The 25,958-nt window shown below is 70.4% G+C and carries 23 protein-coding genes and 1 pseudogene; 17 read left to right on the forward strand and 7 right to left on the reverse strand.

All coding sequences use genetic code 11. The features are described from left to right. Window positions 1–8: 8 nt before the first annotated feature. Both OG444_RS34890 and OG444_RS34895 read right to left on the reverse strand, forming a co-directional pair. Window positions 9–329, reverse strand: coding sequence for an STAS domain-containing protein (locus OG444_RS34890; protein WP_327265856.1), 321 nt, complete (start codon window positions 327–329; stop codon window positions 9–11). 249 nt (window positions 330–578) lie between these two features. Next, window positions 579–2,369 carry a SpoIIE family protein phosphatase gene (locus tag OG444_RS34895; protein ID WP_327265857.1) on the reverse strand — a complete coding sequence of 597 codons (1,791 nt, stop codon included), beginning with the start codon at window positions 2,367–2,369 and terminating at the stop codon, window positions 579–581. 366 nt (window positions 2,370–2,735) lie between these two features. On the opposite strand from OG444_RS34895, the gene OG444_RS34900 reads away from it, so the two are divergent. The 6 genes from OG444_RS34900 to OG444_RS34925 all read left to right on the forward strand — a co-directional run bounded on the left by OG444_RS34900 (window position 2,736) and on the right by OG444_RS34925 (window position 7,403). Beyond that, entirely contained in the window at window positions 2,736–3,368 is a 633-nt protein-coding gene (locus tag OG444_RS34900) for a carboxylate-amine ligase (RefSeq protein ID WP_327265858.1), read from the forward strand. Further along, the gene (locus OG444_RS34905) at window positions 3,365–3,742 is read left to right on the forward strand and encodes a hypothetical protein (protein WP_327265859.1); all 378 of its coding nucleotides are present in this window, start codon (window positions 3,365–3,367) and stop codon (window positions 3,740–3,742) included. The genes OG444_RS34900 and OG444_RS34905 overlap by 4 nt, the downstream gene beginning before the upstream one ends. A gap of 119 nt (window positions 3,743–3,861) precedes the next feature. Then, window positions 3,862–4,251: a hypothetical protein gene (locus OG444_RS34910; protein WP_327265860.1), complete on the forward strand. Its 390-nt coding sequence runs from the start codon at window positions 3,862–3,864 to the stop codon at window positions 4,249–4,251. A 145-nt stretch (window positions 4,252–4,396) separates the two neighbouring features. Beyond that, entirely contained in the window at window positions 4,397–4,846 is a 450-nt protein-coding gene (locus OG444_RS34915) for an SRPBCC family protein (protein ID WP_327265861.1), read from the forward strand. 366 nt (window positions 4,847–5,212) lie between these two features. Further along, the gene (locus tag OG444_RS34920; protein WP_327265862.1) at window positions 5,213–5,737 is read left to right on the forward strand and encodes a GlxA family transcriptional regulator; all 525 of its coding nucleotides are present in this window, start codon (window positions 5,213–5,215) and stop codon (window positions 5,735–5,737) included. A 940-nt stretch (window positions 5,738–6,677) separates the two neighbouring features. Beyond that, window positions 6,678–7,403 carry a peptidylprolyl isomerase gene (locus OG444_RS34925; protein WP_327265863.1) on the forward strand — a complete coding sequence of 242 codons (726 nt, stop codon included), beginning with the start codon at window positions 6,678–6,680 and terminating at the stop codon, window positions 7,401–7,403. 761 nt (window positions 7,404–8,164) lie between these two features. On the opposite strand, the gene OG444_RS34930 is transcribed toward OG444_RS34925, so the two are convergent. Together OG444_RS34930 and OG444_RS34935 are read right to left on the reverse strand one after the other, a co-directional pair. Continuing rightward, window positions 8,165–8,902: a D-Ala-D-Ala carboxypeptidase family metallohydrolase gene (locus OG444_RS34930; protein WP_327265864.1), complete on the reverse strand. Its 738-nt coding sequence runs from the start codon at window positions 8,900–8,902 to the stop codon at window positions 8,165–8,167. After that, window positions 8,899–10,188 carry a PucR family transcriptional regulator gene (locus OG444_RS34935; RefSeq protein ID WP_327265865.1) on the reverse strand — a complete coding sequence of 430 codons (1,290 nt, stop codon included), beginning with the start codon at window positions 10,186–10,188 and terminating at the stop codon, window positions 8,899–8,901. The genes OG444_RS34930 and OG444_RS34935 overlap by 4 nt, the downstream gene beginning before the upstream one ends. A gap of 1,255 nt (window positions 10,189–11,443) precedes the next feature. On the opposite strand from OG444_RS34935, the gene OG444_RS34940 reads away from it, so the two are divergent. The 6 genes from OG444_RS34940 to OG444_RS34965 all read left to right on the forward strand — a co-directional run bounded on the left by OG444_RS34940 (window position 11,444) and on the right by OG444_RS34965 (window position 18,005). Next, window positions 11,444–11,857 carry a phospholipase gene (locus OG444_RS34940; protein WP_327267026.1) on the forward strand — a complete coding sequence of 138 codons (414 nt, stop codon included), beginning with the start codon at window positions 11,444–11,446 and terminating at the stop codon, window positions 11,855–11,857. A gap of 572 nt (window positions 11,858–12,429) precedes the next feature. Beyond that, window positions 12,430–13,050 carry a 2Fe-2S iron-sulfur cluster-binding protein gene (locus tag OG444_RS34945; RefSeq protein ID WP_442810795.1) on the forward strand — a complete coding sequence of 207 codons (621 nt, stop codon included), beginning with the start codon at window positions 12,430–12,432 and terminating at the stop codon, window positions 13,048–13,050. A 4-nt stretch (window positions 13,051–13,054) separates the two neighbouring features. Next, on the forward strand, window positions 13,055–14,074 hold the full coding sequence (locus OG444_RS34950) for an FAD binding domain-containing protein (RefSeq protein ID WP_327265866.1): 1,020 nt from the start codon (window positions 13,055–13,057) through the stop codon (window positions 14,072–14,074). 27 nt (window positions 14,075–14,101) lie between these two features. Then, the gene (locus OG444_RS34955) at window positions 14,102–16,213 is read left to right on the forward strand and encodes a xanthine dehydrogenase family protein molybdopterin-binding subunit (RefSeq protein WP_327265867.1); all 2,112 of its coding nucleotides are present in this window, start codon (window positions 14,102–14,104) and stop codon (window positions 16,211–16,213) included. Between the two features lie 135 nt (window positions 16,214–16,348). Continuing rightward, window positions 16,349–17,344, forward strand: coding sequence for a magnesium and cobalt transport protein CorA (locus tag OG444_RS34960; RefSeq protein ID WP_327265868.1), 996 nt, complete (start codon window positions 16,349–16,351; stop codon window positions 17,342–17,344). A gap of 418 nt (window positions 17,345–17,762) precedes the next feature. Further along, window positions 17,763–18,005 carry a DUF6480 family protein gene (locus tag OG444_RS34965; protein WP_327265869.1) on the forward strand — a complete coding sequence of 81 codons (243 nt, stop codon included), beginning with the start codon at window positions 17,763–17,765 and terminating at the stop codon, window positions 18,003–18,005. Window positions 18,006–18,423: 418 nt separating this feature from the next. On the opposite strand, the gene OG444_RS34970 is transcribed toward OG444_RS34965, so the two are convergent. Beyond that, window positions 18,424–19,281: a LysR family transcriptional regulator gene (locus OG444_RS34970; protein ID WP_327265870.1), complete on the reverse strand. Its 858-nt coding sequence runs from the start codon at window positions 19,279–19,281 to the stop codon at window positions 18,424–18,426. Between the two features lie 81 nt (window positions 19,282–19,362). Between OG444_RS34970 and OG444_RS34975 the strand changes: the two genes are divergently transcribed. From OG444_RS34975 to OG444_RS34985, 3 genes are all read left to right on the forward strand, one after another. Then, a complete protein-coding gene (locus OG444_RS34975; protein WP_327265871.1) occupies window positions 19,363–19,857 on the forward strand; it encodes a cupin domain-containing protein in 495 nt (164 codons plus the stop codon). A gap of 185 nt (window positions 19,858–20,042) precedes the next feature. Beyond that, window positions 20,043–20,402 (forward strand): DoxX family protein, encoded by a 360-nt coding sequence (locus OG444_RS34980; protein ID WP_327265872.1) that lies wholly within the window; start codon window positions 20,043–20,045, stop codon window positions 20,400–20,402. Between the two features lie 295 nt (window positions 20,403–20,697). Then, on the forward strand, window positions 20,698–21,831 hold the full coding sequence (locus OG444_RS34985) for an FAD-dependent oxidoreductase (RefSeq protein ID WP_327265873.1): 1,134 nt from the start codon (window positions 20,698–20,700) through the stop codon (window positions 21,829–21,831). A gap of 101 nt (window positions 21,832–21,932) precedes the next feature. Here the strand turns inward: OG444_RS34985 and OG444_RS34990 are convergent, their stop codons facing one another. Continuing rightward, window positions 21,933–22,145: a hypothetical protein gene (locus OG444_RS34990; RefSeq protein ID WP_327265874.1), complete on the reverse strand. Its 213-nt coding sequence runs from the start codon at window positions 22,143–22,145 to the stop codon at window positions 21,933–21,935. Between the two features lie 128 nt (window positions 22,146–22,273). On the opposite strand from OG444_RS34990, the gene OG444_RS34995 reads away from it, so the two are divergent. Beyond that, window positions 22,274–25,015, forward strand: coding sequence for an NACHT domain-containing protein (locus tag OG444_RS34995; RefSeq protein WP_327265875.1), 2,742 nt, complete (start codon window positions 22,274–22,276; stop codon window positions 25,013–25,015). A gap of 112 nt (window positions 25,016–25,127) precedes the next feature. Then, window positions 25,128–25,299: pseudogene (locus OG444_RS40855) on the forward strand (IS5/IS1182 family transposase); the annotation flags it as partial. A gap of 118 nt (window positions 25,300–25,417) precedes the next feature. Here the strand turns inward: OG444_RS40855 and OG444_RS35000 are convergent. Next, window positions 25,418–25,885 carry an OsmC family protein gene (locus tag OG444_RS35000; RefSeq protein ID WP_327265876.1) on the reverse strand — a complete coding sequence of 156 codons (468 nt, stop codon included), beginning with the start codon at window positions 25,883–25,885 and terminating at the stop codon, window positions 25,418–25,420. Window positions 25,886–25,958: the final 73 nt, after the last annotated feature.

Below are 25,958 nucleotides of genomic sequence, written 5' to 3' on the forward strand. Positions count from 1 at the left end.
CGCCGGACTCAGACCCGGCGCGCCGCTTCGACGTCGGGGGTGATGCGCAGGACCGCCGCAGCGCCGCTGATCTCCAGCAGCCGGCGCAGCTGGGGCGGGAGGGGGCCCGCCACCGCGAACCGGGGGATGCGGTGGTGGGCCTGGACGAGGAGCCGGAGCAGTCCGGTGTCGGCGTAGCTGACTGCGGACACGTCGATGATGGTCCGTGCGGCCCGGGAGGTCCGGGCCTCGGCCAGGGCACGGCGGAACGGAGCGACGGTCCCGCCGTCGAACTCCCCGGCGAGGACGAGGACCAGGGAGCCGTCCCCACGGTCGGGCAGCCGAGTCACGCCGGTCCCGCTCAGCGTGCCCGCCAGCCAGGAACCGTACGTAGGTCGCGGTCTGCGCCGAGAGCGCCCGACTCGGGCGGATCGGAAGCCGAACAGAAACCGCATGCGCACCACTATCGTCGAGGCTGAGGAAATCTGAGGGGCGCCTTGGGAAACCTGCCGCGGGGCCCGCGCCCAGGTCGGCGGCGGGTATGGGTGGCGACCGTCGTGTGAACCGACAGCGAAACGGAAATCGCCGCTCCTGCCGTCTCAGCACCGCTGTGGCTGCGGGATTGAGGGAGTTCGCACAGCGAGCAGGACGACGTCGTCCTCGGGCGTCGGGTGCGCCAGCCGGTTGCTGATCCGGCGAAGCACCTCGTCCAGGGGGCGGTTCCCGTGGCGGGCGAGCAGGGCGACGAGCTGCGAGACGGCGGCGTCCATGTCCCGGCCGCGGCGTTCGACGAGCCCGTCGGTGTACAGCAGGAGCGTCGAGCCCGGAAGCAGGGCGCGCCGGTGCTCCGTGCGATCGAACGGCCCGAGCGACCCGTGCAGCAGTACGTCGTGTTCGAGCAACTGGGCCACATTCCCGTCCGGAGTGCGGAGCAGGGGCGGCGGGTGACCCGCGTTGGACCAGGTCAGCGTCCAGTCGTGGTTGCCGTCGACGGGGTCGAGGCGGGCGTGCACCAGGGTGCCGCTGGTCTCCATGGGCAGGACCGAGCAGGCAGCGTCGAGCGCGGTCAGCGCGGTGGCGGGACTGTAGGGGGCATGGTCGAGGGTTGCCTGGCGCAGCATGCTGCGGACCTGCCCCATGATCGTGGCGGCGTGCATGTCGTGTCCGGTGATGTCGCCCACCGTGATCATGAGCGAAGCGGTCTCGCCGTCGGAGGCCGCGGCGGCACGGGGCAGGTGATAGGCGTCGTACCAGTCGCCGCCGATCATGTGGTCGTCCGCGGCCGCCTGGTACAGGGCGCTGATCTCGACGTGGTCGGTGAGGGGCAGGTCGGTGAGCATGGCGGCCTGGAGCTCGCGGGCGACGGAGATCCGCTCGTCCAGGTACAGGGCGCGTTCCACCGCCTGTGCGACGTAGCCGGACGCGGCGGTGAGGGTGGCCCGCTCGGTGACGCCCACCTCGTGCCGTTTGGCCCAGCAGATCGCGAGCACGCCCAGCAGAGCGCGACTGCCCCAGAGCGGCAGGCACAGCACCGTGGTGAGGCCCATGCGGTCGAAGAAGCGAACCGCCTCGGTGCCGTAGTCGGCGACCATCGCCTCGCGGTCGGGAACGAAAACCGCCCTGCGTTCCCGCATGGCCCGGGTGCTCGGGAACGCCGCGTCCACGGACAACGTGAGAACGCCCCGTTCCACCGCGTTCTCGATATCCGGGTCGGCAACCCGGTGCAGTTCGTCTTTGTCAGCGACCAGCAGACCGACGTACGAGGGCTTCCCGACGCCGACGAACAGGTCCCGCACTCGTCGTCGTACGTCCTCCAGCCCGGACGTCTGGGCCAGCTCCTCCGAGGCCCTCAGCAGGAGCTCGGCATGATCCATCCCGGCCTGGGCTTGTTGCTCCAGACGCTGCGCATCGCTTCTGGCCTGCTCGGCGGCGGCCCGCGCGGTCTCCAGCACCTGCTGCGCGGACCGGCTCTTCGCAGACAGGACGCGCAGACGCAGCTCGGCAGAGCATGCCGCGGCCAGATCCTCCAGGTCGGACAGCTCGCCCGGCTCCCAGGCCCGCGGTTCGTGGTCGATGGCACACAGAGAGCCCACGACGAGTCCCTCGGCGTCGGTCAGCGGCATTCCCGCGTACGCGATGACCCCGAGGTCCGTGATGGCCGGATGGGTGCGGAGCCGTTCGTCGGCGCGGGCGTCCGGCACCACCAAGGGCCGCCCGGAGGCCACCACGTACCGGCAGAGCGAATGAGACAACGGCAGTGCGCGGCTTTCCGCCCAGGGCTCTCCTAGGCCGACCAGTCCGGGCAGGATCTGACGGTCCTCCTCGACCAGCGAAACGAAGGCCACCGGCGCGTGGAGCAATCGGGAAACCAGCCGGGCGAAGCGGTCCATTCCGGTATCGGAGGCAGCTGTCAGTCCGGCCCACCGCAATGCCCGCTGCTGGGCGGCGCTGTCTGCGTCAGCCTCCGTTGCTCGGCCCTGCTCAGGCATGTGCCCTCCGGTCCTGCTCGTCCCGAGGCCCTCAACGGCATCGTAGGACAGCCGCGGGCTGCCGGTCGCGCCTTGCCGGCGCCGGCAAGCACGGGAGGTGCCTGTGGGCCGAGGCTGCTCGGAGGGGTAGACGCGAGGCAGTGGGGTGAGCCTGAAGCGGCCCGCTCCAGCCTTTCGGCGAGGGGCTTCCGTATGTGTGCCTTGGTGACGGTGCCGATACGCGGCGTCGACCCGGTACAGGCTGGCCTGCCACGGGGGACCAGCCGGATGACGACGGGCGTCGAGGAGGAGTTCCTGCTCGTGGACCGGCGCACGGGTATGCCCATGGCCCGGGGGCCCCGCGTCGTCGAAGCCGCGATTCCGATCCCGGGCGGGCAGGCGCAGACGGAGTTCTTCGGACCACAGGTCGAGGTGTGTACCCGTCCCTCGGCGACACCGGCCGTGCTGAGGTCCGAACTGGCCTTGCTGCGGAGGGTGATGGCCGAGGCCGCGGCCGGCGAGGGGTGCCTGCTCGTCGCCACCGGCACTCCCGCCGTCCCGCCGGGGCGCCCGCTGACCGTGACCCCCGGCGAGCGCTACGAGCGGATGGCCGCCCGGTGGTCGTCCCTGGCGGGTGGGTACGACGGGATGGTGTGTGGTTGCCACATCCACGTCGGAGTGACGGGACACGCCCAGGCGCTCGCGCTGGCCAACCACATGCGCCCTTGGCTGCCGACGCTCCAGGCGATCGCCGCCAATTCCCCGTTCTCCCTGGGCCGGGACACCGGCTGGGCCAGCCGCCGTTCGGTCGAGTGGGCACGGTGGCCGGGCGTCGGCCCCGCGCCCCTGCTCGACGAAGCCGGCTACGAGCGGCTCGCAGGCCACTTGGTCCGCACGGCACCCTGCTGGACCGCCGGATGATCTACTGGCACGCCCGCCCCTCCGAGCACGTACCGACGCTGGAGATCCGCGTCTGCGACGTCAACGCCGACCTCGACGTGGTCGTGCTGCTCACCGCCCTCGTGCGAGGCCCGGCCACCTCACTGCTGCCCGACATCGGCAACGGACGGCCCCCCGGCCTCCCCATCCGCTGCCCTCCAAGCCGCTCACCAGAGGTTGCTGAACCTCGCGGCGCCCGGACCGGCTGCCAGCGGGGACCTGGACCTCACGGCGGAGTTGTCCGACCGGTTGCAGCGCTCTGGGGCGGAGCCGCGAGCCAGCGCACCGCCCATCTCCGCAGAGGGCGCCTGACCGACGTGGTGGGCGAGCTGGCGCGCACCACAGCCCCGGCCTGACGGGCGCCCCGACCGGAGTCGACACGACCACTTGGGTGGACGGTGGGACGATGAGAAGAGCAACGGCAGCGCGCCGACACCGATGCGCGCATTTCCCGAATAAGACAGCAGGCCAGGCCATGACAAAGCAGCCGAAGCCGTCCCAGCCGAAGCACGGCAAGGGACCGAGTCCTCACGAGGGCACCAAGCAGCACGGCTGGTCCCCCGATGTGGACGAGACCCGTCAGCAGGAGAACCCGAGCGCCCACCGTTCCTTCCACCCGGACCAATACGCCCCGGACAAGGGCCCCGGACGTACGGTCTCCAAGGAAGAAGCCGGGAACCCCCACGGCAAGCCGACTAAGAGCCACGGCACACGAGGCGAAGATCAGAGCAAGGGCTCCGGGGAGAAGGGCATGCACGACTTGGGCCCCCGCGGTCGGTCCCAGCGGCCCAGCGGAACGAAGGACGCGTCGGCCACGACGGGCGTGGACCCCCAGGATCCGCCCGGCAAGCGCAGCGCCGGGTAGCGCCGCTCGGCATGAGCCGGCGAGTGTGCCGTGCACGGTGAAGCCGTACTCCCCCTCTCGTGCTGCGATCGCGCTGTCGACGGCACGAGGCGGCTTCGGTAAGTCCTCCGAGTCCGATCGTCGCTTACGCGAGAAGGACCTGCTCATGGCCGTACGAAACCAGCTGATTCACCGTTTGCCACCGGCCGTCTGGACGGTACTCGCCGACCCAAACTGCTACGGGGAGTGGGTGGTGGGACCCTCCGAGTCCACGCCACTTGATCAGGCCTGGCCCGAAGTCGGCTCCCAGCTCCTCTACACCGTGCGACTGGGCCCGTGGTCGACTGAAGGGGTCACAACAGTCAGGCACCAGGTGGCAGGCCGTGAGCTTGAACTGGAGGCGGCTTTCAAGGCTTTGGGCACGGCGAGGATCTTCCTGCAGCTGAGGCCGTGGGGCGAGGAGACCTTGGTCGTGTGCGACGAGCACCCTCTGCGCGGCTTGGGCGGAGCTCTTCACAACCCCGCCGTCGAGGCCCTGCTGCAGCTTCGGCACAGGGGGATGCTGGCCCGCTTGGCCAAGATCGTGGAGCAGCGCGACGAGGTCGAGCATGCTTGACGGGCGATGACCGCGCGAACCTGTCCGTGCGGCACCGGCGAAGTGCTCAGAAGGGCTGTCGCAGCTCGGGAGGCGGCGCCGTGGAGGCACCTTCCGGTGTGACGCTGGGGGCGGACGGAGACCTGGCCGAGGCTGTTGCACCTGACATTCTGATCGTTCCGGGAGGCACGAGGTACCTGACGGGACCGACCGACTGCGATCCTGAGGTCGTCCAGTGGCTGCGCGACCACGCGCCGAAGTCTCAGCGCGTGGTGTCGGTGTGCACGGGCGCGTTCTCTTGGCCGAGGCCGGGGTGCTCGCCGGCAGGCGTGTGACGACGCACTGGAGTCGCCCGAGGAATTGGCGAAGCGGTACCCCGATGTATCGGTGGACCCGACCCCGATCTTCGTCCAGGACGGCACTGTCTGTACGGCCGCCGGTGCGATGGCTGCGATTGACTTGGCTCTTGCCTTTGTGGAGGCGGGCATTGGGCGTGACGCAGCGATGATGGTGGCTCGTTACATGGTCGTCTTTCTGCGCCGCTCGGGTGGGCAGTCGCAGTTCAGCGCCCAGATGCGAGCCCAGATCGCAGAGCGTCCGGTGTTGCGCGAGATTCAGCAGCGGATTGCCGATCACCCCGACGCGGACCTGTCCGTGGAGGCGTTGGCTCACCGGGCGAACCTGTCGCCTCGCCAGTTCACACGCTCGTTTTCCAGCGGAACGGGAACCACCCCAGGGTGCTATGTGGCGCACACACGCCTAGAAACTGTGCGACGCCTACTGGAGGACACGCAGGACGATGTCGGGCACGTCGCTTCCTCCAGCGGTTACTCCACCACGGAAGCGATGCGCCGCGCACTCCAGCGTGCCCTCGGGCTCTCGCCGAGCCAGTGCCGAAGCCAGCACAGCTGAGGGATTTGCCCTGGCCCTCCTGGACGGCTTCCTCCTATGGCGGTCTCGAACAGGGGCCCAACTCACCCGATCATCCAACAGAGTTGGCCATGGTGGTACTGCTGACCTGGTCGCGTAGGTCTCTCAGGAGGTTCGTGGCGTCGTCCACGGCGCTGACCGGCTACCTGCTCAAGGCTGTGGCCCGGCAGCTGACGCAGGCGAGGCCGCTCGACCGGCCGTATCGGTGAATCGGCTCCGCGCAGAGCATGCACGGTCCGATCTCCCATGCGGGGCAGCCAAGTTCCATCGCGATGACGGCACGTTCGCGGACGGACAGACGGCGCATCTGCACCGGACGGCTGGGGGCTCGGTAGGGGGGATGTTGCGGACCCGCACGGCCACGTGTTCTCCGTCGGCACTGGTCACGACGAGTTCATCCAGAGCGGTAGCGCGTTCCTGCGGGACGCACAGGGCGGGCAGGAACCAGCCACTGTGGAATTTGCCGCAGGGGGAACCAGCTTCAGGGCAGGATCGCTCGCTGGTCGCGGTGCACTTCCAGATCTGAAGGTGCCGTACACCGCCTCGGACGATCATCGCCAAGGGCGAGACGATGCGCTGCCAGGGCACGTCGTCGACCCTGGTCCAGGGTGCGCGATCGATGATCTCCGAAGATGCGTCGCCGGTCACCCAGAGAGGCGCTATGCCGTTCCCGGGTGGCCCAAGTCTTCGAAGGTCAGATTGATCGTGATGCCGTACTTGGTGTGGTACACCCCGTTCGCCATGGAAAAGACGATAGGCACTCGCGCGAAGTGCGGGAAGGCCGACCGCAGTCCGAGGGCACAGCAGACCTGAGCCGGGCTGTGGCGCCGCTGATCGGCCGGAAGTTGCACTGCCGCCGCCCGAACCGCGCCCTAGACTGCGACCGCTCCAGAACCTGGCGATCATCGGGAGGGCGTGCAAGATGAACCGAACACTCATCAGTACATTCGCGGCCGTGGCGTTGGTCGTGTCCGGCGGGAGTGTCGCCACCGCTTCCGACGGCGCTCCGCCGCGCACCACGCACGGCCCTTGCCAGTACACGCAGACCCCGGACGAGCCACCGGCGCGCACTGTTCCGCTGCCGCCCGACCCGCGGCGCACCCCCAGTCGTGGCACGGTCGATATGGCTGTTCCGACCAGCCGGGGCGCGCTCCCGCTGCACTTGGACCGGGCCAAGGCGCCGTGCACGGTCCAGAGTTTCCTGCACCTGGCACGGCATGGGTTCTACGACCGCACGGTGTGCCACCGTCTGACGGCGTATCCGACGCTGAAGGTTCTGCAGTGCGGCGACCCGACCGGTACGGGTGAGGGCGGGCCCGGCTACAAGTACAAGGACGAGCTGCCGGTGGACCTGCCGCCGGCGCCGACCGATCCGACCGGCGCGCGCCGTCTCTATGGGCGCGGCCTGCTGGCGATGGCCAACGCCGGGCCGGGTACGAATGGTTCACAGTTCTTCGTCGTTTACGGCGACTCCGCGCTGCGACCGAACTACACGGTGTTCGGCACGGTCGGCGCCGACGGCCTCAAAACACTCGACAAAGTCGGCGCCGGAGGCATCGAGCCGACTGCGGACGACCCGGCACCGGTCGACGGCACCCCCGTGCTGCGGACCGAGCTGCTTCGCGTCCGGCCGTCCTGCTGGCATTGACGCACCGCGACGTGGCCGCGTCCGCTATGGGCGTGCCTGGCGCCTGTGGCCGCCTGGGGCGGCATGCCGGCCGGGTGAAGCGCCCGGGTGCGGAAGCGGAGGGATCCGGGTCCTGTGCCCGGACTGCTCCGGCCGGGGCCGGACTCCGGGACGGGCAGAGCCGGATGCCGGGCCATGGAGCTCCCGAGCGTATTCAGCCGGCGGCCGTCGCCGATGCCCCTCGGGCCGACCCGGCCGGCGTCCGGGAGGCCCCCGGATCGTCTCGTGGTCCTGGGTGACGGGTCTGTCGCGCCCGGACGGGGTGCGGCGTACGGAGTCGGTCCGCCGGCGAGGTGAGTTGGTCGGCCGGGGTGAGGCGATGGAACGGGGCCGGTGAGGCAGGGGTGCAGGCGGAGCGGCTGCCCCGGCGTGCAGGAACGCGGGGGACGCACACGAGTCCTTGCCGGCTGATCGGGCTGGAGGGCGAAGGGGAGTCGGGCTGCTGCCGTCGGGACTCGTTGCCCGGGGACGGCGGTATGAGCGCCGACGCCGAGGGCTTGCCGGGCGGCCCGGGTTCCCGGCCGGGGAGGGGGCCGGGGAGGGGGCCGGGGCGCGGGGTGCCAAGGTGCCGTACGGATCCGGGCGGCAGCCCGTCGTGCGGGCGAACCTGCCGCACGCTGCCGGGGGAAAGGGCAGCATGCGGCGGGTTCGCTCCAGAAGGCCCCACCCGTGGGGGGGGGCTTTCTCCTCTCACCCGACGCGGCCGACGGGGAGGCCCCGGATCAGATGCCGCAGGAGGGCGCCGACCAGAATCGGCTCGGCCGGTGGTCCACGTGGGTGTGGTCGTCGTGGCCCGGGTAGCCCGGCCCGAGGATGCCGGCGAATCCGTGGTTGCGTGCGGCCTGGGCCAGCTTGCACAGGGAATGCGGTCCGGCCGCGAGGTCAGCCGAGTCTCCGTACAGGTGGCGGCTGTCGGCTGCGCCGCCGACCGCCGCGTTGCAGGCGCGTGAGCGGAAGCCGCTGGTCACTGTGATCGGCGCATCGCCGAGCGCGTGCCGCATGGCCTGCAGCTTCCACATGGTGCGCAGGGCGTTGGACTTGGCCGTGGCAGCGGAGACCGCGCCTCCGGACCATGTGGTGTTGCAGTCGTTCAGTTCCGCGTACGAGAAGTTGACGGGTGTGCAGTCGTTGTCCTGCAGGGCGTAGATCTTGCTGAAGGTGGCGCTGTCGGCGACGCCGTTGGCGGGCAGCCCGTAGGCCTGCTGGAAGCGGGTGACCGCGGCCGCTGTCGCGGGGCCGAAGGCGCCGTCGATGCCGAGGACTCCTCCGGAGCCGGGATAGCCCGCGACCCGGATCTGCAACTGGGTGACGTCCGCCCCGGAGGATCCCCGTGCCAGGGTGCGCGTCCAGGTGAAGCAGCCGTCGGCATGGGCGGCTCCCGCCGTGGCCACGGTGGTGACGAACAGGCTCACGGCGACCAGCAGCACGGCCAGGAACGGTGTGAAGAGGCGATGGGTCATGAGGGGCTTCTCCCTGGTTCGTTGATCGGAGGGACGCGTGAATCGAGGGACGGGTGGTGAGGAGGAGCGTCGGAGTCGTCGACCCTGGAGGAAGAAAGGTTCGCGGCCGTCATCGCCGCCCGAAGGAGCTGGATGCCGTGCGGACTGCTGGGATCGAGCCCGCTGAACTCCCGGATTTTCTGGAGGCGGTAACTCAGGGTTCTTCGGTGGATGTTCAACGCATTGGCGGTCCGTTCCCGGTCCAGCTCGTGGAAGAACAGCTCGTCGAGGGTGAGACGCAGATCGGTCCCCCTTTCGAGCGGTCCCAGGAAGTCGACGAGGCGGTTCTGCAGTGCCGGCTGTCGGGAGATGGCGAGCTCTATCACCAGTTCGGCCGCCTTGTAGGGGCGCGCCTGTGCATCGGGCATCGCCACCACCACGGACATGATCTGCCGCAGCTCTCGCAGCGTTTCGGGTACCGATCCCACCGTGGTGGCCAGGGCCTGGGCGGCACGTACGGATCGCACCTTTCGAGATGCTGCGGTCACCAGCTCGGCGGACAGCGCTTCCGCGGCGTCCTCGTCACCGTTCACCGGTAGCAGCACCAGCATCTCGTCCCGCCGGGCCTCGGTGGACCAGAGGATTCCGGGCGAAGACCCGAGCACGCCCCGGCTCGCGTCCAGCGCACGGTCGAGGGCTCCCTCCTCCTGCAAGAACCTGCAAATGAGGATGAGATAGCCCTCGGGGAGGAGGATGCCCGCCGCCGCGGCCATCGCCGCGGACTCGGTCGACGCGCGTAGCACTTCGGCAAGGAGCTGACGGCGGGCCTGGATGGTCTCTCCCCGTTCGACGCGAGCCGTGTCGTGGTAGCCCGCCATGGCGGCCGCGAGGATCCGGGCGTTCTCCTGAGCCCCGTACGTGATCAGCTTTGCGAACTCTGCGTAGTTCTCGGAGTTCGCCACCGACAGAACGTCTCGCAGGCCGGCCAGATGCCCCACCTCGAATGCGTCTCGCACGTCGGACGCGGAGAACGAGTCGAAAAGGCACCGGCGCGCCCCCATGTTCCGGAAGACCTCAAGATCGGAGTCGAGGAGGGGAGCTCGGCCGTTGTCGAACATGTCGAGCATGCGGACCGTAGCGAAATCCAGTTCAGCCGGGATCTCTTTGGGGCGTTTCGCATGCAGCTGCGCCACTTTGGGGATTTCGCTCGCCGTCATTTCGAGGACCTTCGAGACAGTGACGTCACGTCGCGCCTTCAACTGCCGGACGAGTTTGGAACCGTTGATGTGACACACCTCTATCGACACCGGAGGAACGCCCGAATCGCACCAGAATGGAGCGGGCGGCCCGAGCTCTGACTGGTAATTTCCAGCACATAGATGCCAATTCGCGAACGCCGAGGGGGTGATCGCCGACCTGCGGGAGAGACTCAAGGGCCTTCCGGCCCGGCCGGACATGGCGGTTCACGCCCATCCCGGAAAGCCCGGGCATACAGGTACAACAAACCGTGGTTCCGCGTCATTTCGGCGGCGATGCTAAGGGCTGTCCCGTAATCCGCGGTGGGTCAGCGCACGGCGTCAGATGCGGTGCATCGCAAGGCGGAGGGTCGTACTCATACCGGGTGTATTCGGGCGATCCGACAACGCAGCGAGGTGCCGTAGCTGGCGTCGTGCGCCCGCCGGGGATTACGGGACAGCCCTTAGCCGCCTGGCGGGCCGTCCGGGAAGGGTGGCGGGAAGGCAGTCGCGGGGAATGAAGTACCACCCCGGCCGGCCGACGCCGTCGGGGCTGTCGGCCCGCGGGGCGCGGATCATCACCCACTTGACGTCGCGCGAGACATGGCGCCACAGGACGGTCTGACCGAGGGCCGTCCGGCCGTTCAGTGGCGAACTGGCCGCCGTGGGAACCCTTCCAGGGCTGCACGTTGCCGTAACTCCTGACGTGCGATCCGTCCCAGGTCCGGCACCCGGCCCGTGCGGCCGTGGCCACGGCCGCACGGGCCGGGTGCCGGACCTGGCCGTTGGTGAACAGCGAGGTCGCCAGCGTGGCAGAGGTGCCACAGCCATCGGCGGCGGACGCGCACCCGGCGACCGCTCCGACGCGTCTCGACATGGACATTCCTTCCCCTGGCGTGAAGTGGATACCGGGTGACGGCCCGACAGCATGGTGACGCGGCTCGGCATTACGCAGCAGCGGTCAAAGCGGTATTCCCGCCGCCATCCGCGGCGACCGCGCGCACATTCCTCTGCGGAAGAGCAACCAGGAGGTGTTTCGGCCCTCTTTCATCGGGATCAGTGTCGTGCACCTGACAGATGAGCCCAGCATTCATGACGGCGGTCACGACAGGCAAGGGTTGCAGGGAAGAAGATCCGTTCCCGAAGGTCCTTTGCGCAGACGGGTAATTGTCGGACCGTCAGGTCTTCCTGGATGCGCATAGGCCGATGCCGCCGTACGTGATGCACTCCTGCCGATGCGCCGCCCGCTCAATCGCGGGCCGCCAGCTCCCGGAGGTAGCGAGTGATACGTCGCATGTCCGCATTCCTGACCATTCCGGCCGCCACCATGCTCGCCTGGGCCGGTGCCACAGCGACGGCTTCGGCGGCTCCCGCCGACAAATCCCAAGTCCTGTCCAGCTGGACCCAGACCAGCGCCACCAGCTACAGCGCCTTCATCTCGGCGCGCAACAACCAGGGTTCCTGGGCGGCGTACGGCTTCGACTGGTCCACGGACTACTGCTCCTCGTCGCCCGACAACCCGCTGGGCTTCCCGTTCAACCTCTCCTGCGCCCGGCACGACTTCGGCTACCGCAACTACAAGGCCGCCGGACAGTTCGACCCCAACAAGCCCCGGTTGGACACCATGTTCTACGAGGACCTCAAGAGGGTGTGCAGTTCAAACGGGTACGGCGCCACGAAGAAGGCGTCCTGCAACAGCCTCGCCTGGACGTACTACCAGGCGGTCAAGCAGTTCGGCTGACCTGCGGGTGCGCAGACGCGGCCAGGCGGCCGGTGCCGTCCGGGTCGGCGGGGTGCGAGAGGCTCGCGCAGCATCTCGAAGAGCAGATGGCGGTTCGCCGGACCGCTCGCACGTAGCTGCGCCGGGGTGCTCGCGGACCGATCCGTGCCGCAGGCGAGGGGAACGCGGCGTAGCGGGATGAACACCGGGCGTGGCCGGGTGGGTGCGGCAGGGTTTCGGCAGCGGCTCCCTGCTGCCGAGATGTGCCGGAAGTGCAAGCCATCCGGTACGGGGCCGGCCTTCTCGCCCTCCCCGCGCCCGGCACGCTCCTCGCGCCGAGGTTCCGGCTCCGGGCCGGATGTCGATGCGGGACGGTTCCGGAGCGCCGGGCTCGACCAAGCGAGATGGGGGGCGGCCCGCTGCAGGTGCGGGCCGCGCGATATCCGGAGGGCCGAACGACCGCCCCGCGCTCTCGGAGGAATGCGACGCGACGCGAGGCCGTCACGGCGGGGACGTGTGGCGCGGCCGGGCCGGGGAAGGTGCTAGAGCATACCTCCCGATACCGGACATGGAGGACGGTTGTGGCGGCACGCATACGCAATCCCCTGCAACAGCAGCAGGCCGACCGGCCCCCTCCCGTCGGCCCCTTCCGATCGCGCGTCGTGCTCCGCGTCAACGGCCGGACTCACGTCCTCGACCTGGACAACCGCGTCACCCTTCTCGATGCCCTGCGGGAGCTGCTGGACCTGACCGGTTCCAAGAAGGGCTGCGACCACGGGCAGTGCGGAGCCTGCACCGTCCTCGTCGACGGTCGGCGCGCCAACAGCTGCCTGCTACTGGCCGTGACCCTGGACGAATCCGAGATCATCACCGTCGAAGGGCTTGCCGCCCCCGACGGCGCCCTCACCCCCCTTCAGCGGGCCTTCCTCGACCACGACGCCTTCCAGTGCGGCTACTGCACTCCCGGCCAGCTCTGCTCCGCCGTCGGCGTACTGCGGGAAGCCGCCGCCGGACACCCCTCGCACGTGACGGAAGCGGCCACCGCAGCCGACACCGCCCGCCCGGTCGTCCTGAGCCCCGAAGAAATCGCGGAGCGGCTCAGCGGAAACCTCTGCCGCTGTGGCGCCTACAACGGGATCGCGGACGCCGTGGCGGCCTGCGCCGCCCCTGCGACCCCCGAACGGACCCCGCCACCGACCCCACGCCGGACGTGATCGCGTGAAGCCCTTCGCCTACATACGGGTCACGAGCCTCCAGGAAGCGGCGGCCGCCTACGCGAGCCACCCCGGCTCCCGCTACATCGGCGGAGGCACGAACCTGGTCGACCTCATGAAGCACGGCGTGGAGACCCCCGACGCGCTCATCGACCTCACCCGGCTGCCCCTTCGCGACATCCAGGAGCTGCCCACAGGAGCGCTCCGGGTCGGAGCCGGCGTGTCCAACACCGATCTGGCCGTGCACCCCCTGGTCCGGACCCGCTACCCCGCCCTGTCCCAGGCCCTCCTGGCCGGCGCGTCCGGACAGCTGCGCAACGTCGCCACCACCGGTGGGAACCTGCTGCAGCGCACCCGGTGCCCGTACTTCCAGGACGTGTCCAAGCCCTGCAACAAGCGGGAACCCGGTACCGGCTGCGCAGCCCGCAACGGAGTGCATCGCGACCATGCCGTGCTCGGCCACTCCGCGCACTGCATCGCCACCCACCCCTCGGACATGGCAGTGGCCCTCACCGCCCTCGACGCCGGTATCGAGCTCTACGACGGTGAGCACGGCACCCGTGAGGTGGCGGCGGCCGACTTCCACCGGCTCCCCGGCGAGCACCCCGAACGGGACACAGTCATCCGCCCGGGCGAGATCGTCACCGCCGTGCTCCTGCCCCCGGCCGCGCCCGGAGCCGTCTCCCTCTACCGCAAGGCCCGCGACCGCGCCTCGTACGCCTTCGCGCTCGCCTCGGTGGCCGCCGTGCTCGAAATCGACGACGGCCGCGTACGCCACGTCGCCCTTGCCTTCGGCGGTCTCGCCCACCGGCCCTGGCGCGCCAGGACCACCGAGGAACGGCTCACCGGCGCCGTACCCACCGACGAGGCCGTCCGGGAAGCCGTGGACGCGGAGCTGACCGCGGCCCGGCCCCTGCCCGGCAACGCCTTCAAGGTCGACCTCGCCCGCAACCTTGCCCGCGACGCCCTCGGGGCGCTGGTCCGCTCCGCCTCCGGAGCCCCTCCCGCCCGCCCCCGGCCGTGACCGCCCCAACTGCAAAGGGGACCCGCGATGCCCACCACGCCCGACAGCCCGTCCGCCCTCGGCAGCCCGGCACGGCGCAGCGAGGGACGCGAGAAGGTCACCGGAGCCGCCCGGTACGCCGCCGAACACACACCGCCCGGTTGTGCCTACGCCTGGCCGGTGCCCGCCACGATCGCCCGCGGCCGTGTCACCTCGGTCGACACCGCGACCGCCACCGCCGTACCCGGAGTGTTCGGCGTACTGACCCCGTACGACGCGCCCCGCCTCGGCGCGGCCGACGACCCCACCCTGCACCTCCTCCAGGACCTGGCCGTGCCGCACCGCGGCTGGTACGTGGCGCTGGCCGTCGCCGACTCCCTGGAGGGCGCGCGGGCCGCAGCCGCCGCGGTACGCGTCAGCTACGAGACCGCCCCCCACGACGTCACCCTCAGCGTCGACCACCGGCGCGCCTACACCCCCGAAGAGGCCAACGGGGGCCACCCCGCACATCGCGAGCAAGGGGATCCGGACGCGGCGCTCGCCGCCGCCCCCGTACGGATCGACTGCGCCTACGCGGTGGCGCCCCTGCACAACCACCCCATGGAACCGCACTCCGCCCTCGCGGACTGGGACGAGCAACGCCACCACCTCACCGTGCACGACTCCAGCCAGGGCGCCGGCCCCGTACGTACGGCGCTGGCCGCACTGCTCAAGCTGACCGACGAGGAGGTCACCGTCGTCTCCGAGCACGTCGGCGGCGGATTCGGCTGCAAGGGCACCCCGCGGCCGCACGTGGTCCTGGCGGCGATGGCCTCGCGTCACTACGGCAGGCCCGTCAAACTCGCCCTCCCGCGCGCCCACCTGCCCGCCACCGTCGGCCACCGCGCGCCCACCCTGCACCGCATCCGGCTCGGCGCCCGGACCGACGGCACCCTGACCGCCCTGACCCACGAGGTCACCACCCACACCTCCCGCGTCCGCGAGTTCGTCGAACAAGCGGCGGTGCCGGCCCGCGTCATGTACGCCGTCCCCGACATCCGCACGTCCCACCGGGTCGTCGCCCTCGACGTACCCACCCCGTCGTGGATGCGCGCCCCCGGCGAGGCGCCGGGCATGTACGCCTTGGAGTCGGCGATGGACGAGCTCGCCGACACCCTCGGCATCGATCCGATCGAGCTGCGCGTACGCAACGAACCCCGCACCGAGCCCGACAGCGGCCTCCCCTTCAGCAGCCGTCACCTCGTCGAGTGCCTGCGCGAGGGCGCCGAGCGCTTCGGGTGGGCAGCCGGCCGAGAGCCCCGTCGGCAGGGACCGCACCTCATCGGGAGCGGAGTGGCCGCCGCCACCTACCCCGTTCTCATCGCGCCCTCCACCGCCCGTGCGCACGCCTTCCCGGACGGCCGCTACCTCGTCGAAATCAACGCCACCGACATCGGAACGGGCGCCCGCACCGTCCTGGCCCAGGTGGCAGCCGATGCCCTGCGGGTTCCGCTCGACCGCGTATCCGTTGCCATCGGGCACACCGGCCTGCCCGCGGCCTCGCTCGCCGGAGGCTCCTCGGGCACCGCCTCCTGGGGGTGGGCCGTCCACAACGCCTGCACTGCCCTCACCGCCCGCCTTGAGCGCCACCACCATCCCCTGCCGGCCGAGGGGCTGTCCGCGTCCGCCGACACCACCCAGTCCGCCAAGCAGAAGTCCCCGTACTCCCGGCACGCCTTCGGTGCGCACTTCGCCGAGGTGCGGGTCGACACGACCACCGGTGAGGTCCGCGTACCGCGCATGCTGGGCGTCTTCGCCGCGGGCCGCATCCTCAACGCGCTCACCGCGCGGTCGCAGTTCAAAGGCGCGATGGTCATGGGACTCGGCATGGCGCTGACCGAACACAGCACGATGGAAGCGGAGTTCGGCGACTTTGCCGAGCGTGACCTCGCCTCCTACCACGTACCGGTCCACGCCGACGTGCCCGCCATCGAAGTCCATTGGATCGACGAACACGACAAGCACCTCAACCCCATGGGAAGCAAGGGGATCGGCGAGATCGGCATCGTCGGAACGGCGGCCGCGATCGGAAACGCGTTCTGCCGCGCCACGGGCCACCGTCTGCGTGAACTCCCCCTGACGCCGGACCGCGTACTGACCGCACTGGGCCGTGCCGACTGAGAGGCGCGTCACGAGGGCCGCCCCGGATGCCCTGCGGATATCCGGAAGCCCGCGTGGACCCGGGTCGTGGCGCTGTACGAGGCCGCGGGATGAAGTGGCAGGCATGAAGTCGGGGCTTTGAAGCATGCGCGATCCATGGAATGTGTGCTGTACCAGGAACGGTCGGGCAGGGCGGAGACAGTCGAGTGCGGGCTGGAGGACGAGGCCTGCCGAACGGTGTTGAAGCGACTGCGCGGGCTCGGCGACGGCGAGTTCGGCTGGGTGCGTCTGGTCGACCCGTCCGAGGAGGAGCTGGTCCAGCTGGCCGAGGAGCTGGGCCTGCACCCGCTGGCCGTCGAGGACGCCGTCCAGGCGCGGCAGCGCCCCAAGAAGGAGCGGTTCGGCGAGGTCCTGGCCATTGCGCTCAAGACGCTCTGGTACGTCGAGGAGGAAGGGGCGGTGGAGACCGGCGAGATGATGCTCTTCATCGGGCCCCGCTACGTCCTCACCGTCCGCCACGGCGACATGGATCCGGCTGCCGAAGCGGCCCGCCGACTGGACGCCGAGCCGTCCATGCTGCGCTTCGGCCCGCTGTCCGTCCTGCATGCCGTCCTCGATGTCGTCGTCGACGCCTACGGTGAGGCCGCCGAGACGGTACGCGGAGCGCTCGACCGGCTGGAGGACCGGGTCTTCTCGTCCTCCCGCGTCGACCACACCGAGGAGATCTACTCGCTGAAGCGGGAGGTACGCGAGTTCCGTGACGCCGTACAGCCGCTGGTCCCGGTTCTGCCCGGCCTGCTGAACGGGCTCGGTGAGCAGGAGCGGCCGGCCAAGGTGATCCCGTACTTCCGTGACGTGACCGATCACCTCCACCGCACCGACATCGAGGTTCGGACGCTCGACGAGCTGCTGAACTCGGTCCTCGACGCGCAACAGGCCCGGGTGGGTACCTGGCAGAACGACGACATGCGGCGCATCTCCGCCTGGGCTGCGATCTTCGCGATCCCCACCATGGTCGCCGGCGTCTACGGAATGAACTTCGCGCACATGCCGGAACTCGGCTGGCGCTTCGGCTACCCGCTCGCCGTGTGCCTCATGGCCGTGGCTTCGGGCCTTCTTCACCGCGCCTTCCGTCGCAACGGCTGGCTCTAGTAGTGCCTTGTCACCAGGTCTTGTCACGTCGGGTGTTCGGTCGTTCGCTGGCTGTATGAGGGCTGGGGAGCTTGCCGCGGTGCGGGTCCGGTTGGAGGAGTTCACTTCCGAGGTGTTCGCGCCGTTGGTGCGGCGGGACTGGCTGGCGAGCCGCGTCCGGACCGAGGAGGCCTTGCGTCGCCTGGGGGAGTGTCGGGCGCGTCGCGTGACGGCTCCCGAGGACATCGCCGCCTTGCCGTACCGGCTCCGTAGCGGGGACGGTTCCGACTCCCGAACCGGTCGAACCGGTCGAACGGGCCGATCCGCGAGGAGTGAGCGGAGAGGCTGAGGGTAGCCGCCGAGTGCCCGTCCTTGTGCCTGCGTGCCGGACCGGACCGGTGCCTGTGGCAGGCGGGGCGGTTATGAGGAGGTGCACGTCATGTCCGCATCGAACCCGGCCTCCGACCCTGACCCGCGCCGGTTGATTCCGCCCGGTGCCCGAGAAGGAGGAGGCGTCCCGCCGGGCGAAACCCCGCCCGGGGAGTCGAGCACCGGTACCGGGGCCGGACCGTACAGGCCCCTGTCACGCGGCTGGGGCAAGGGCCCCTTGGTGCTCATCTGCCTGATCGCGTTGGTGTTCGCCCTGTTCTTCCTCGCCTACGCCATCATCCTGAACATCTGAGCCCCAGCGGTACGGGGAGGACAGGGACCATGTCACCGGACACCGAGACGTACGGGATGCCCGGCGCTGCCGCCGCCGCGGACCGGCCGCCGGCCGTGTACGACGAGCGGCTCTACAACGCGGCTGCGAGCGAGCTCGCGCGTTGACGCCGGGCCGGGGAACCCTGACGGCCTTCTGGCCCGCGGCTGGCTCCCCGCCCGACGTCGCGCACCCGTCGTCCGCGTGACCCGCGGCGACGGCCAGGGGAACGGAGGCGTGGACGCCGCGGGGTGCGCTCCGGCTCCGATCCCGAGGGTGCGGCGGGGGCGGCGCCACGCGGTGGCCTCGGCCGCCGAGGCGAACGGCTGCTGGACCGCCGCCACGGGCGCGGTACCACTGCGCAGTGCCGCTCGCTGCTGGAAGTCAGCGACGCCTGGCCCTACTTGGTGTGGCGGTAGGCGGTTGTCGCGGTCTCGACGAAGGATCGGATCAACGGGTTGGTGTCGCCCTCGTTCCACGCCGCCACCACTCGGCTCGGAGGCATGTCGGTCAGCGGCACCACGGCCAGCTCCGCGGACAGGTCGTGTCCGAGCGGGGCCAGGCCGACCGTGCCGTTCCACAGCACCGCCTGCAGACACTCCTGGACGGCACGTACCACTGGGCCCTCGCGCGGTGTGCCGCCGTTCCAGTACGACTGCCAGGCGGGGTCGGTGCCCCGCGGGAATTGGAACCAGTGGCGGTCGCTCAGCTCGGCCAGTCGTAGGCCGTCGCGGCGGGCCAGCGGATCGTCGGCGCGCAGGACCACGCCGACGGGATCGGTCCGCAGCGTACGGACCGTCAGGGCGGTTTCGTCGAACGGCGCCCTGGTCAGGGCGACGTCGACCAGTCCGGCGCGCAGCCCGCACGTCGGGTCGGTCAGATCGGTCTCACGGATGCGGATGTCGATGTCGGGGTGTTTTCGACGATAGGCGGCGGCCAGCCTGGACACTCCCCGGTCGGTGCCGTCGCCCAGGATGCCGATGGTGATGGCCGCGGCGCCGGCCGCCGCGCTCACGCGTACCCGGACGCGGTCGGCATGGTCGAGCAGGGCCCGCGCCTCGTCGAGCAGCACCGTGCCCACCGGAGTGAGTGTGACGCCGGTCGGCGAGCGGGCGAAGAGCAGGGCTCCGACCTCGGCTTCCAGCCGCTTGACCGCCCGGCTCAGCGGCGGCTGGCTCATGTGCAGTCGGGTGGCGGCCCGGCCGAAGTGCAGTTCCTCGGCGACCGCCACGAAGTAGCGCAAGGTACGAAGCTCCACGCTGCAACGATACCCGCCGGGTATCGGCGCCGTGGAACGGGTCTTGGACACTGAAGCAGCTCGGGCAGTGCACTGGTGAGCATGACCGAACAGGCACGAAACACCGAGCCGCGGACCGGAATCGCCCTGTCCGTGGTGGGTCCGGGCGAGGGCGAGAGGATCGTTCTGGGCACCACGCGCATGCGCGTCCTGGAGGACGGCAGCCACACCGGGCACCGCCTCGCGATCACCGAGTCCGTCCTCGCCCCGCACACCCAGGGACCGCCTCAGCACCGCCACGGCCTGCACGACGAGGGCTTCTACGTCCTCTCCGGCACCGTCCGGTTCACCGTAGGGGACGAGGACCACGACGCCACCACGGGCACGCTCGTGATGGTTCCTCCCGGTACCCCTCACACCTTCGCCAACCTGACCGACCGGCCCGCCGTCCTGCTCAGCACCTTCACCCCCGACCTGTACGTGCAGTACTTCCGAGACCTCCAGGAGGTGCTCGCCGGCGGTCGGCCGCTGACACCACAGGCCAACATCGACGCGATGAGCCACTACGCGACCGAGCCCGCCACCGACCGCGACTGAAACCGACGGCATGGCACGCCCCGGCCCGGCCACCCTTCTCTTCAGCGGGCCAGGCGGCGTCCCCTCGAACGGCTGCCCCGATCTGCCCCAATCTGCCCCGGCCTGCCCGAGCCTGCGCGGGCGCTCTTCTGACACGGAACACAATCGACGGGTCCCCGTGAACCGGTGGACCACGAACGGGAACCATGAACATCGCCTACTGGATCGTCGCGGGACTGCTCGCGCTCTTCTACTTCTACGCAGGCACCCTGAAGGTGATCCGCAGCCGCGATCAACTCCGACCGATGATGACCTGGGTCGACCGCATACCCCTGCCCGCCCTCAGGGCGCTCGGCGCGGTCGAAGTACTCGGCGCGACCGGCCTGGTACTGCCGCCGCTGACCGGCATCGCTCCCTCGCTGGCGCCGGCCGCGGCCATCGGCTTCGTACTCCTGCAAATCGGCGCGATCACCGTCCACCTGAGCGGCCGGGACCGCCGGATCGCACTCAACGCCGGACTCACCGTAACCGCGGCCGTGACCATCTGGCTGGCCGTCCGGCTGTGACCAAGCACGATCTTCGACCGGGGAGTGCGGCTGCCGGGCCGGCCCGGCCCGGCCTCACGGCCGCTGTCACTTCTCGGTGCGGCACCGGGCGACTCGATGCGGCACCCGGCGCCGTCGCACCGGGCGGGAGGCCGGGCCGCATCCCGTTTCGATCAGGTGTCGGGACCGACATGCGGTGTCGGTCAGCCATCGGCGGCTGCCGGTTCGACGTCGGTGGCCTGTCGGTGAGGTCCGGCAAGGTTCCAGGAACGGCCGACCAGAACTCGCTGGGCGGCCCCGATCCCCAGGAGTCACCATGCACATGCCCGTCACGATCATCGGCGCCGGACTCGGCGGACTCACTCTGGCCCGCGTCCTGCACGTCCACGGAATCCCGGCCACGGTCTACGAGGCGGAGTCCTCCCCGGCCATGCGCACGCAGGGAGGCCTGCTCGACATCCACGACTACGACGGACAGCTCGCCCTCGAGGAAGCCGGCCTGATGGACGACTTCCACGCCATCGTCCTGGAGGGCCGCCAGGCAATGCGGGTACTCGACCACGACGGGACCGTCCTGTTCGACAAGGCCGACGACGGCACGGGCAGCCGCCCCGAGGTGCACCGCGGCGAGTTACGGCAGATCCTGCTCGACTCGCTCCCGGCCGGCACGGTCCGGTGGGGGCACAAGGTCAGCAGCACCCGCACCGTCGGCCCGAGCCGCCACGAGGTGACGTTCACCGACGGCGGCACCGTCGTCACCGGCCTGCTGGTCGGCGCGGACGGCGCCTGGTCACGGGTACGGCCGCTGCTCTCCGAAGCCACACCTGAGTACGCCGGCACGTCGTTCGTCGAGACGTACCTGTTCCACGCCGACACCCGCCACCCGGCCGCCGCGAAAGCGGTCGGCGGCGGGATGCTGATCGTGCCCGCGCCGGGCAGGGAGATCTTCGCTCACCGGGAAAGCGAAGACACCCTGCACGCCTACATAGCCCTGAGCAGGCCGCAGGAGTGGTTCGCCGCCATCGACTTCACCGACGCCGCCGCGGCCACCTCGTCCATCGCCGCCGAGTTCGACGGCTGGGCACCGGAACTCACCGCGCTGATCACCGACGGCGATACGGCGCCGGTCCTGCGCCCCCACTACGCTCTGCCCACCGGGCACCGGTGGGACCGGGTTCCAGGAGTCACCCTGCTCGGCGACGCCGCCCACCTCGCGCCCCCGAACGGCGAAGGCGCCAACCTGGCCATGTACGACGGCGCCGAACTCGGAAAGGCCCTCGCCGCGCACCCCGACGATGTCGAGGCCGCGCTCACCGAGTACGAGCAGGCCATGTTCCCCCGTAGCTCCGAGCCCGCCACCTTTGAAGGCGGAGAAGTCCCGGGGATCGACGCCGAGCACAACACCGCCCAGGGTCTGATCAACATGATCGCCGAGCAGGGCCGCCAATGAGCCGCTGAGGCACCGCAGTCGTGCTCGCTTCGCTGATCGCGCTCACGCCCGCTCGCGGAGGTGGTTGCTGAAGTCGCTCGGCGCCGCTCCGGCCGTCACGATCACGAGAGGACTTGCGCGAGTACCCCGGTCAGGGTGGCTGCGAGAGTGAACGTCACGGCGAACGCGGAGGCGGCCCGGGCGAGAGCGGCGGGGTACGTGGCGCCGTCCAAGCGTGCGAGCTTGGCGGCGCCGGCGGCGGCCAGCAGCGCGAGCAGGAGAGCGACGACCAAGCCGAGGGCCAGGAGCATCAGATGCGTGGGCGAAGTGGTCACGGGGTCTTCCCTTCCGAGATGGCGGATGAGGGGAACAACATGACCGAAGCGCCGTACGGCGGCGTTCTGGGTGAACCAAGATGAACGCATCCGAACAAGGACAGCGCCGTCCGTGAAGGAGCCGCCGGGTGGGGGAGAGCGAAGGCCTGCCGGATGCCCTGGCCGAGTTGAAGGCACAGCTGAGGCTCTTGCATCTGGAGAGCAGACGTGGGCTGTCGATGGCCGGGCTGGCGCGTGAGGCGAGGCGGGGGCGCACCACCGTCAGCCAGGCCCTGCACGGGCCGACCGTGCCCAGCGAAGCCACCGTGGTGGCGCTCGCGCGGGCGCTCGGGACCGATGCGAAGCCGCTGCTGACGTTGCTGGAGCAGGCAAGGCGGCAGCGTCCTGCGCCGGACACGGCGGCGCACGGACCGAGCGGCAGGCGGAAAGCGGCCGCACAGGCCGAGGACCGGCGCCCGCAGCATGCGGAGCAGCGGCCCGGGCAACTGGACACGTACTTGAGAACGGTTGAGCCCACACTCGATGCCCAGCCCTATCCCGGCGTCATCGACGACGGCGTGCCGGCCCTCAGCGCGGTGTACCTGCGCCAGCAGATCCGCTGCCTGGACGAGAAGCCGGACCGGAACAACGCGGACGGCCCGCCACTGGTGTCCAGCGCCGCTACCGTCCCGGCGGACCAGATCCTGACCGGCGCACGCACCTGTGTCGTCATGGCAGGTCCCGGCGCAGGCAAGTCCAGCCTCCTGCGCACCTGGCTCGCCGAAGGTGTCGGGCGCCGCCTGGGCGGAGAAGAACCTGCCGCGCCCGTACCGGTGCTCGTCCCGGCACAGGCCCTGATCGCGAGCGGGAAGGCCCTGCGCGGCGGTAGCCTGCCGGAAGCCCTGACCCGGGCGGTGTCCCGCGAGTACGAGCTCGAGATCCCAGGGCTCTTCGCCTCGCCGCCCCAGCACGGTGTCCCCTGGCTGGTACTGGTCGACGGACTCGACGAGATACCCCGCGCCGAAACCCGCCAGAACCTGCTGCGCCACCTCGCCGTGCACGCCAACGGACCCGACGCGGATCTTTACCGGCTCGTCGTCGCCACCCGTCCGCTGCCACAGGGCGAACTGGACCGGCTCGGCTCCCACGTTCCGCGATTCGATCTGCTGCCGTTCCGACGCGAAGAACTGTCGCGGGTCGCTCACAGCTGGTTCACGGCCCTGGCCGTCCCCGATCCCGTCGGACTCACGAAGCTCTTCATCACCGAGCTGTCGGCCATGGAACAGCTGACCGAGCTGGCCCGCACCCCCCTCATCGCCGGGCTGCTGTGCCAGCTCTACGCCCATCACCGGAGAATGCCCCGCGCCCGGGGCGGGATCTACGACGAGTACGCCGCACTGCTGCTCCTGCAGCACGAACGACGAGCGCAGGACGCGCCCGAGATCCCGGGCATCGGAGAACTCGCCCTCGACATCGCAGGACACATCGCGGCCCGCCGTCTGGCTCCCCAGAACGAACAGAACGAACAGAACGAACAGGACGCCGGCCCGACCCTGACCGGCCTACTGCGCTCCTGGCCCGGCGCATCGCCGGCAGGCATGACACCCAAGGAGACCGTGCTCCGCACCGGCATGCTCACCCAGCGCGCCGGAGAGCTCGAGTTCGTCCATCAGACCCTCCTCGAATACTGCGCCGCGCGCCACGCCACCCGGACGCCGCAGGCGCGCGCCGAGGCGACCGCCCGTCTCTTCGATGACAAGTGGGCTCGGCACTGGCCCTGGAAACCGGTTCCGGACGTCACCCTCCTCGGCACCGGCCAACGGTTCTGGACTCCGCCGGGTGAGAAGGAAACGTCCTACACCGGCTTCCTGCTGGACCGGCTGCTGGCCGACCCGGACGGTGCCGCCCAAGTGCAGAAGAAGCTGCTGCGGCTCGCCGGCAGGCGCAACCTGGACGGCTGCCGCTTCCTGGCCGAGCAGAAACGGCTGGGAACCGGTCTGCCGGAGCCCGTCGTCCGAGCCGCCGCGACGTCACTCACCTTCCTCGCCCGGATCACCGACGACGACAGACGCCGTGCGGACCTCAGGGCGAATCCTGACCGCCTGCACCCGGAAACAGACCCTGGGCTGGCGGAGGTGTTTCTTTCCCAGGCCCAGAGGAACCACCGGGTGAGCGCGGCAGAGGCCCTTGCTTGGCTCGGCGGCGAACATGCGGCGGACATTCTGGCCGAACTCGCCGAGGTCCCGTACCTGGCCACCGGCCCGTGGAGAGTGCAGGCCGCCGACAGGCTGGCGGGCGCCGGCGACCCACGCGGTCTGCTGCTGTTGCACCGCCTGGCCACTGACACCCGGCTCCGTGACGATGCGCGGGTCGATGCCGCCGGCTTCCTGGTGGAGCACGGAGATGAGCACGGCGTGGAGCTGCTCCACAACCTGGCCCGTGATGTGAAGCTGCTGCCGCAGGACCGTGCCCTGGCCGTCTCGGTGCTGGCCGCGATCGGCGACCAACCGAGTGCGGACACGCTCGCCGCCCTGGCCGACAGCGCGAGCACATCGCCCGACGTCCGTATGCGCGCGGCCACGATGCTTGCCGTCGTCGACGATGAACGCGGCCCCGACCTGCTCGCGCGCCTGGCCGAGGACATCGATCTGCCCATCGGGACACGCCTGTGTTCGGCCCTGGGGCTGGCACAGTTCGAACCATCACGCGGCGCGGACACGCTGGCCTCCCTCGCCCACGACAGGACCCTCAAGAGCGCCTGGCGCCTGGCAGCCGTCCGGGAACTCGCCGGCCGCGACCCCGAACGCGCCGCCGCTGTCGTCGCGGTCCTGGCCCACGATCCCACGGTCGGACGCCGCCACCGCCGAAAAGCCGCACGGCTCCTGCGCTGAGGCGAGGGACGTGCCGGCCGCGCGCAGGGTCCGGCCGGTGCCCGGTGGGCCCACCCGGGTCATGGACCTGTTGCGAGTGCCCCGGCCGCCCTCGCCGTAGGCCTACGCGTCCCGGGCGGTGATCCCGCAGCCCGCCGACCAGGGTGCCAACCGCAAGCGACTCGGCCGGCTCGGCGGCGGGCCTTCGGCCGCGAGGCCTGCCGGCAGCGCAACGCGGGGTCGAACGGTGCACCAACAGGCTCAAGCAATTGGGCGGCCTGGCCACGCGCTACGACAAGACCGCGACCATCTCCCTGGTCGCCATTTGATCTGGTCGCCATTTGATCCGGTCGGCGAGGTGATCCGGAGGAAGCGGCCCAGGTCCGTCGCGGGAAAAGGGAGTGGCCGTGCCCGGCCGGACGCTCAGCCCACCGTCACGGTCGGTTCGTGCCGGACGGGGAAGTTCACCGAGTTGGCGATGAAGCAGGCCCGGTGGGCCTCCTCGTGCAGTGCGAGCGCCGCGACCACCATCGACTCCTCGCTGACGGTGATCCGAGGGTGCACCACGGCCTCCGTGAACTGCCCGCCGTCCCCGGCGGTGGCCATCGTTGCGGTCGCCTCGTCGACGTACGAAGTGACCACCACGCCGTTGACCGTGCAGAAGTGCAGGTAGGAGAGCATGTGGCACTGGGACAGCGCGGCGAGCAGCAGTTGTTCGGGGTTCCAGCGCGAGGCATCGCCGTGGAAGGTCGGGTCGGAGCTGCCCAGGATCGCCGGCAGTTCTCCGGCGGCCACTTCGTGTGCCCGTGAGAAGGCGCGGTAGTGGCTGGTGCCGGTGCCGAGGTTGCCGGTCCAGGTGACGCGGGTGGCGTAGGAGTGCAGTCGGGCCATAGCGGCTGCTCCGTCTCTAGATACGGGAGTGGGCGGCGGCGCAGCAGAGTGTCCGGGGTGCGGTGCGGTGCGG

It is taken from the genome of Streptomyces sp. NBC_01232 (genome assembly GCF_035989885.1).
Lineage (GTDB): Bacteria > Actinomycetota > Actinomycetes > Streptomycetales > Streptomycetaceae > Streptomyces.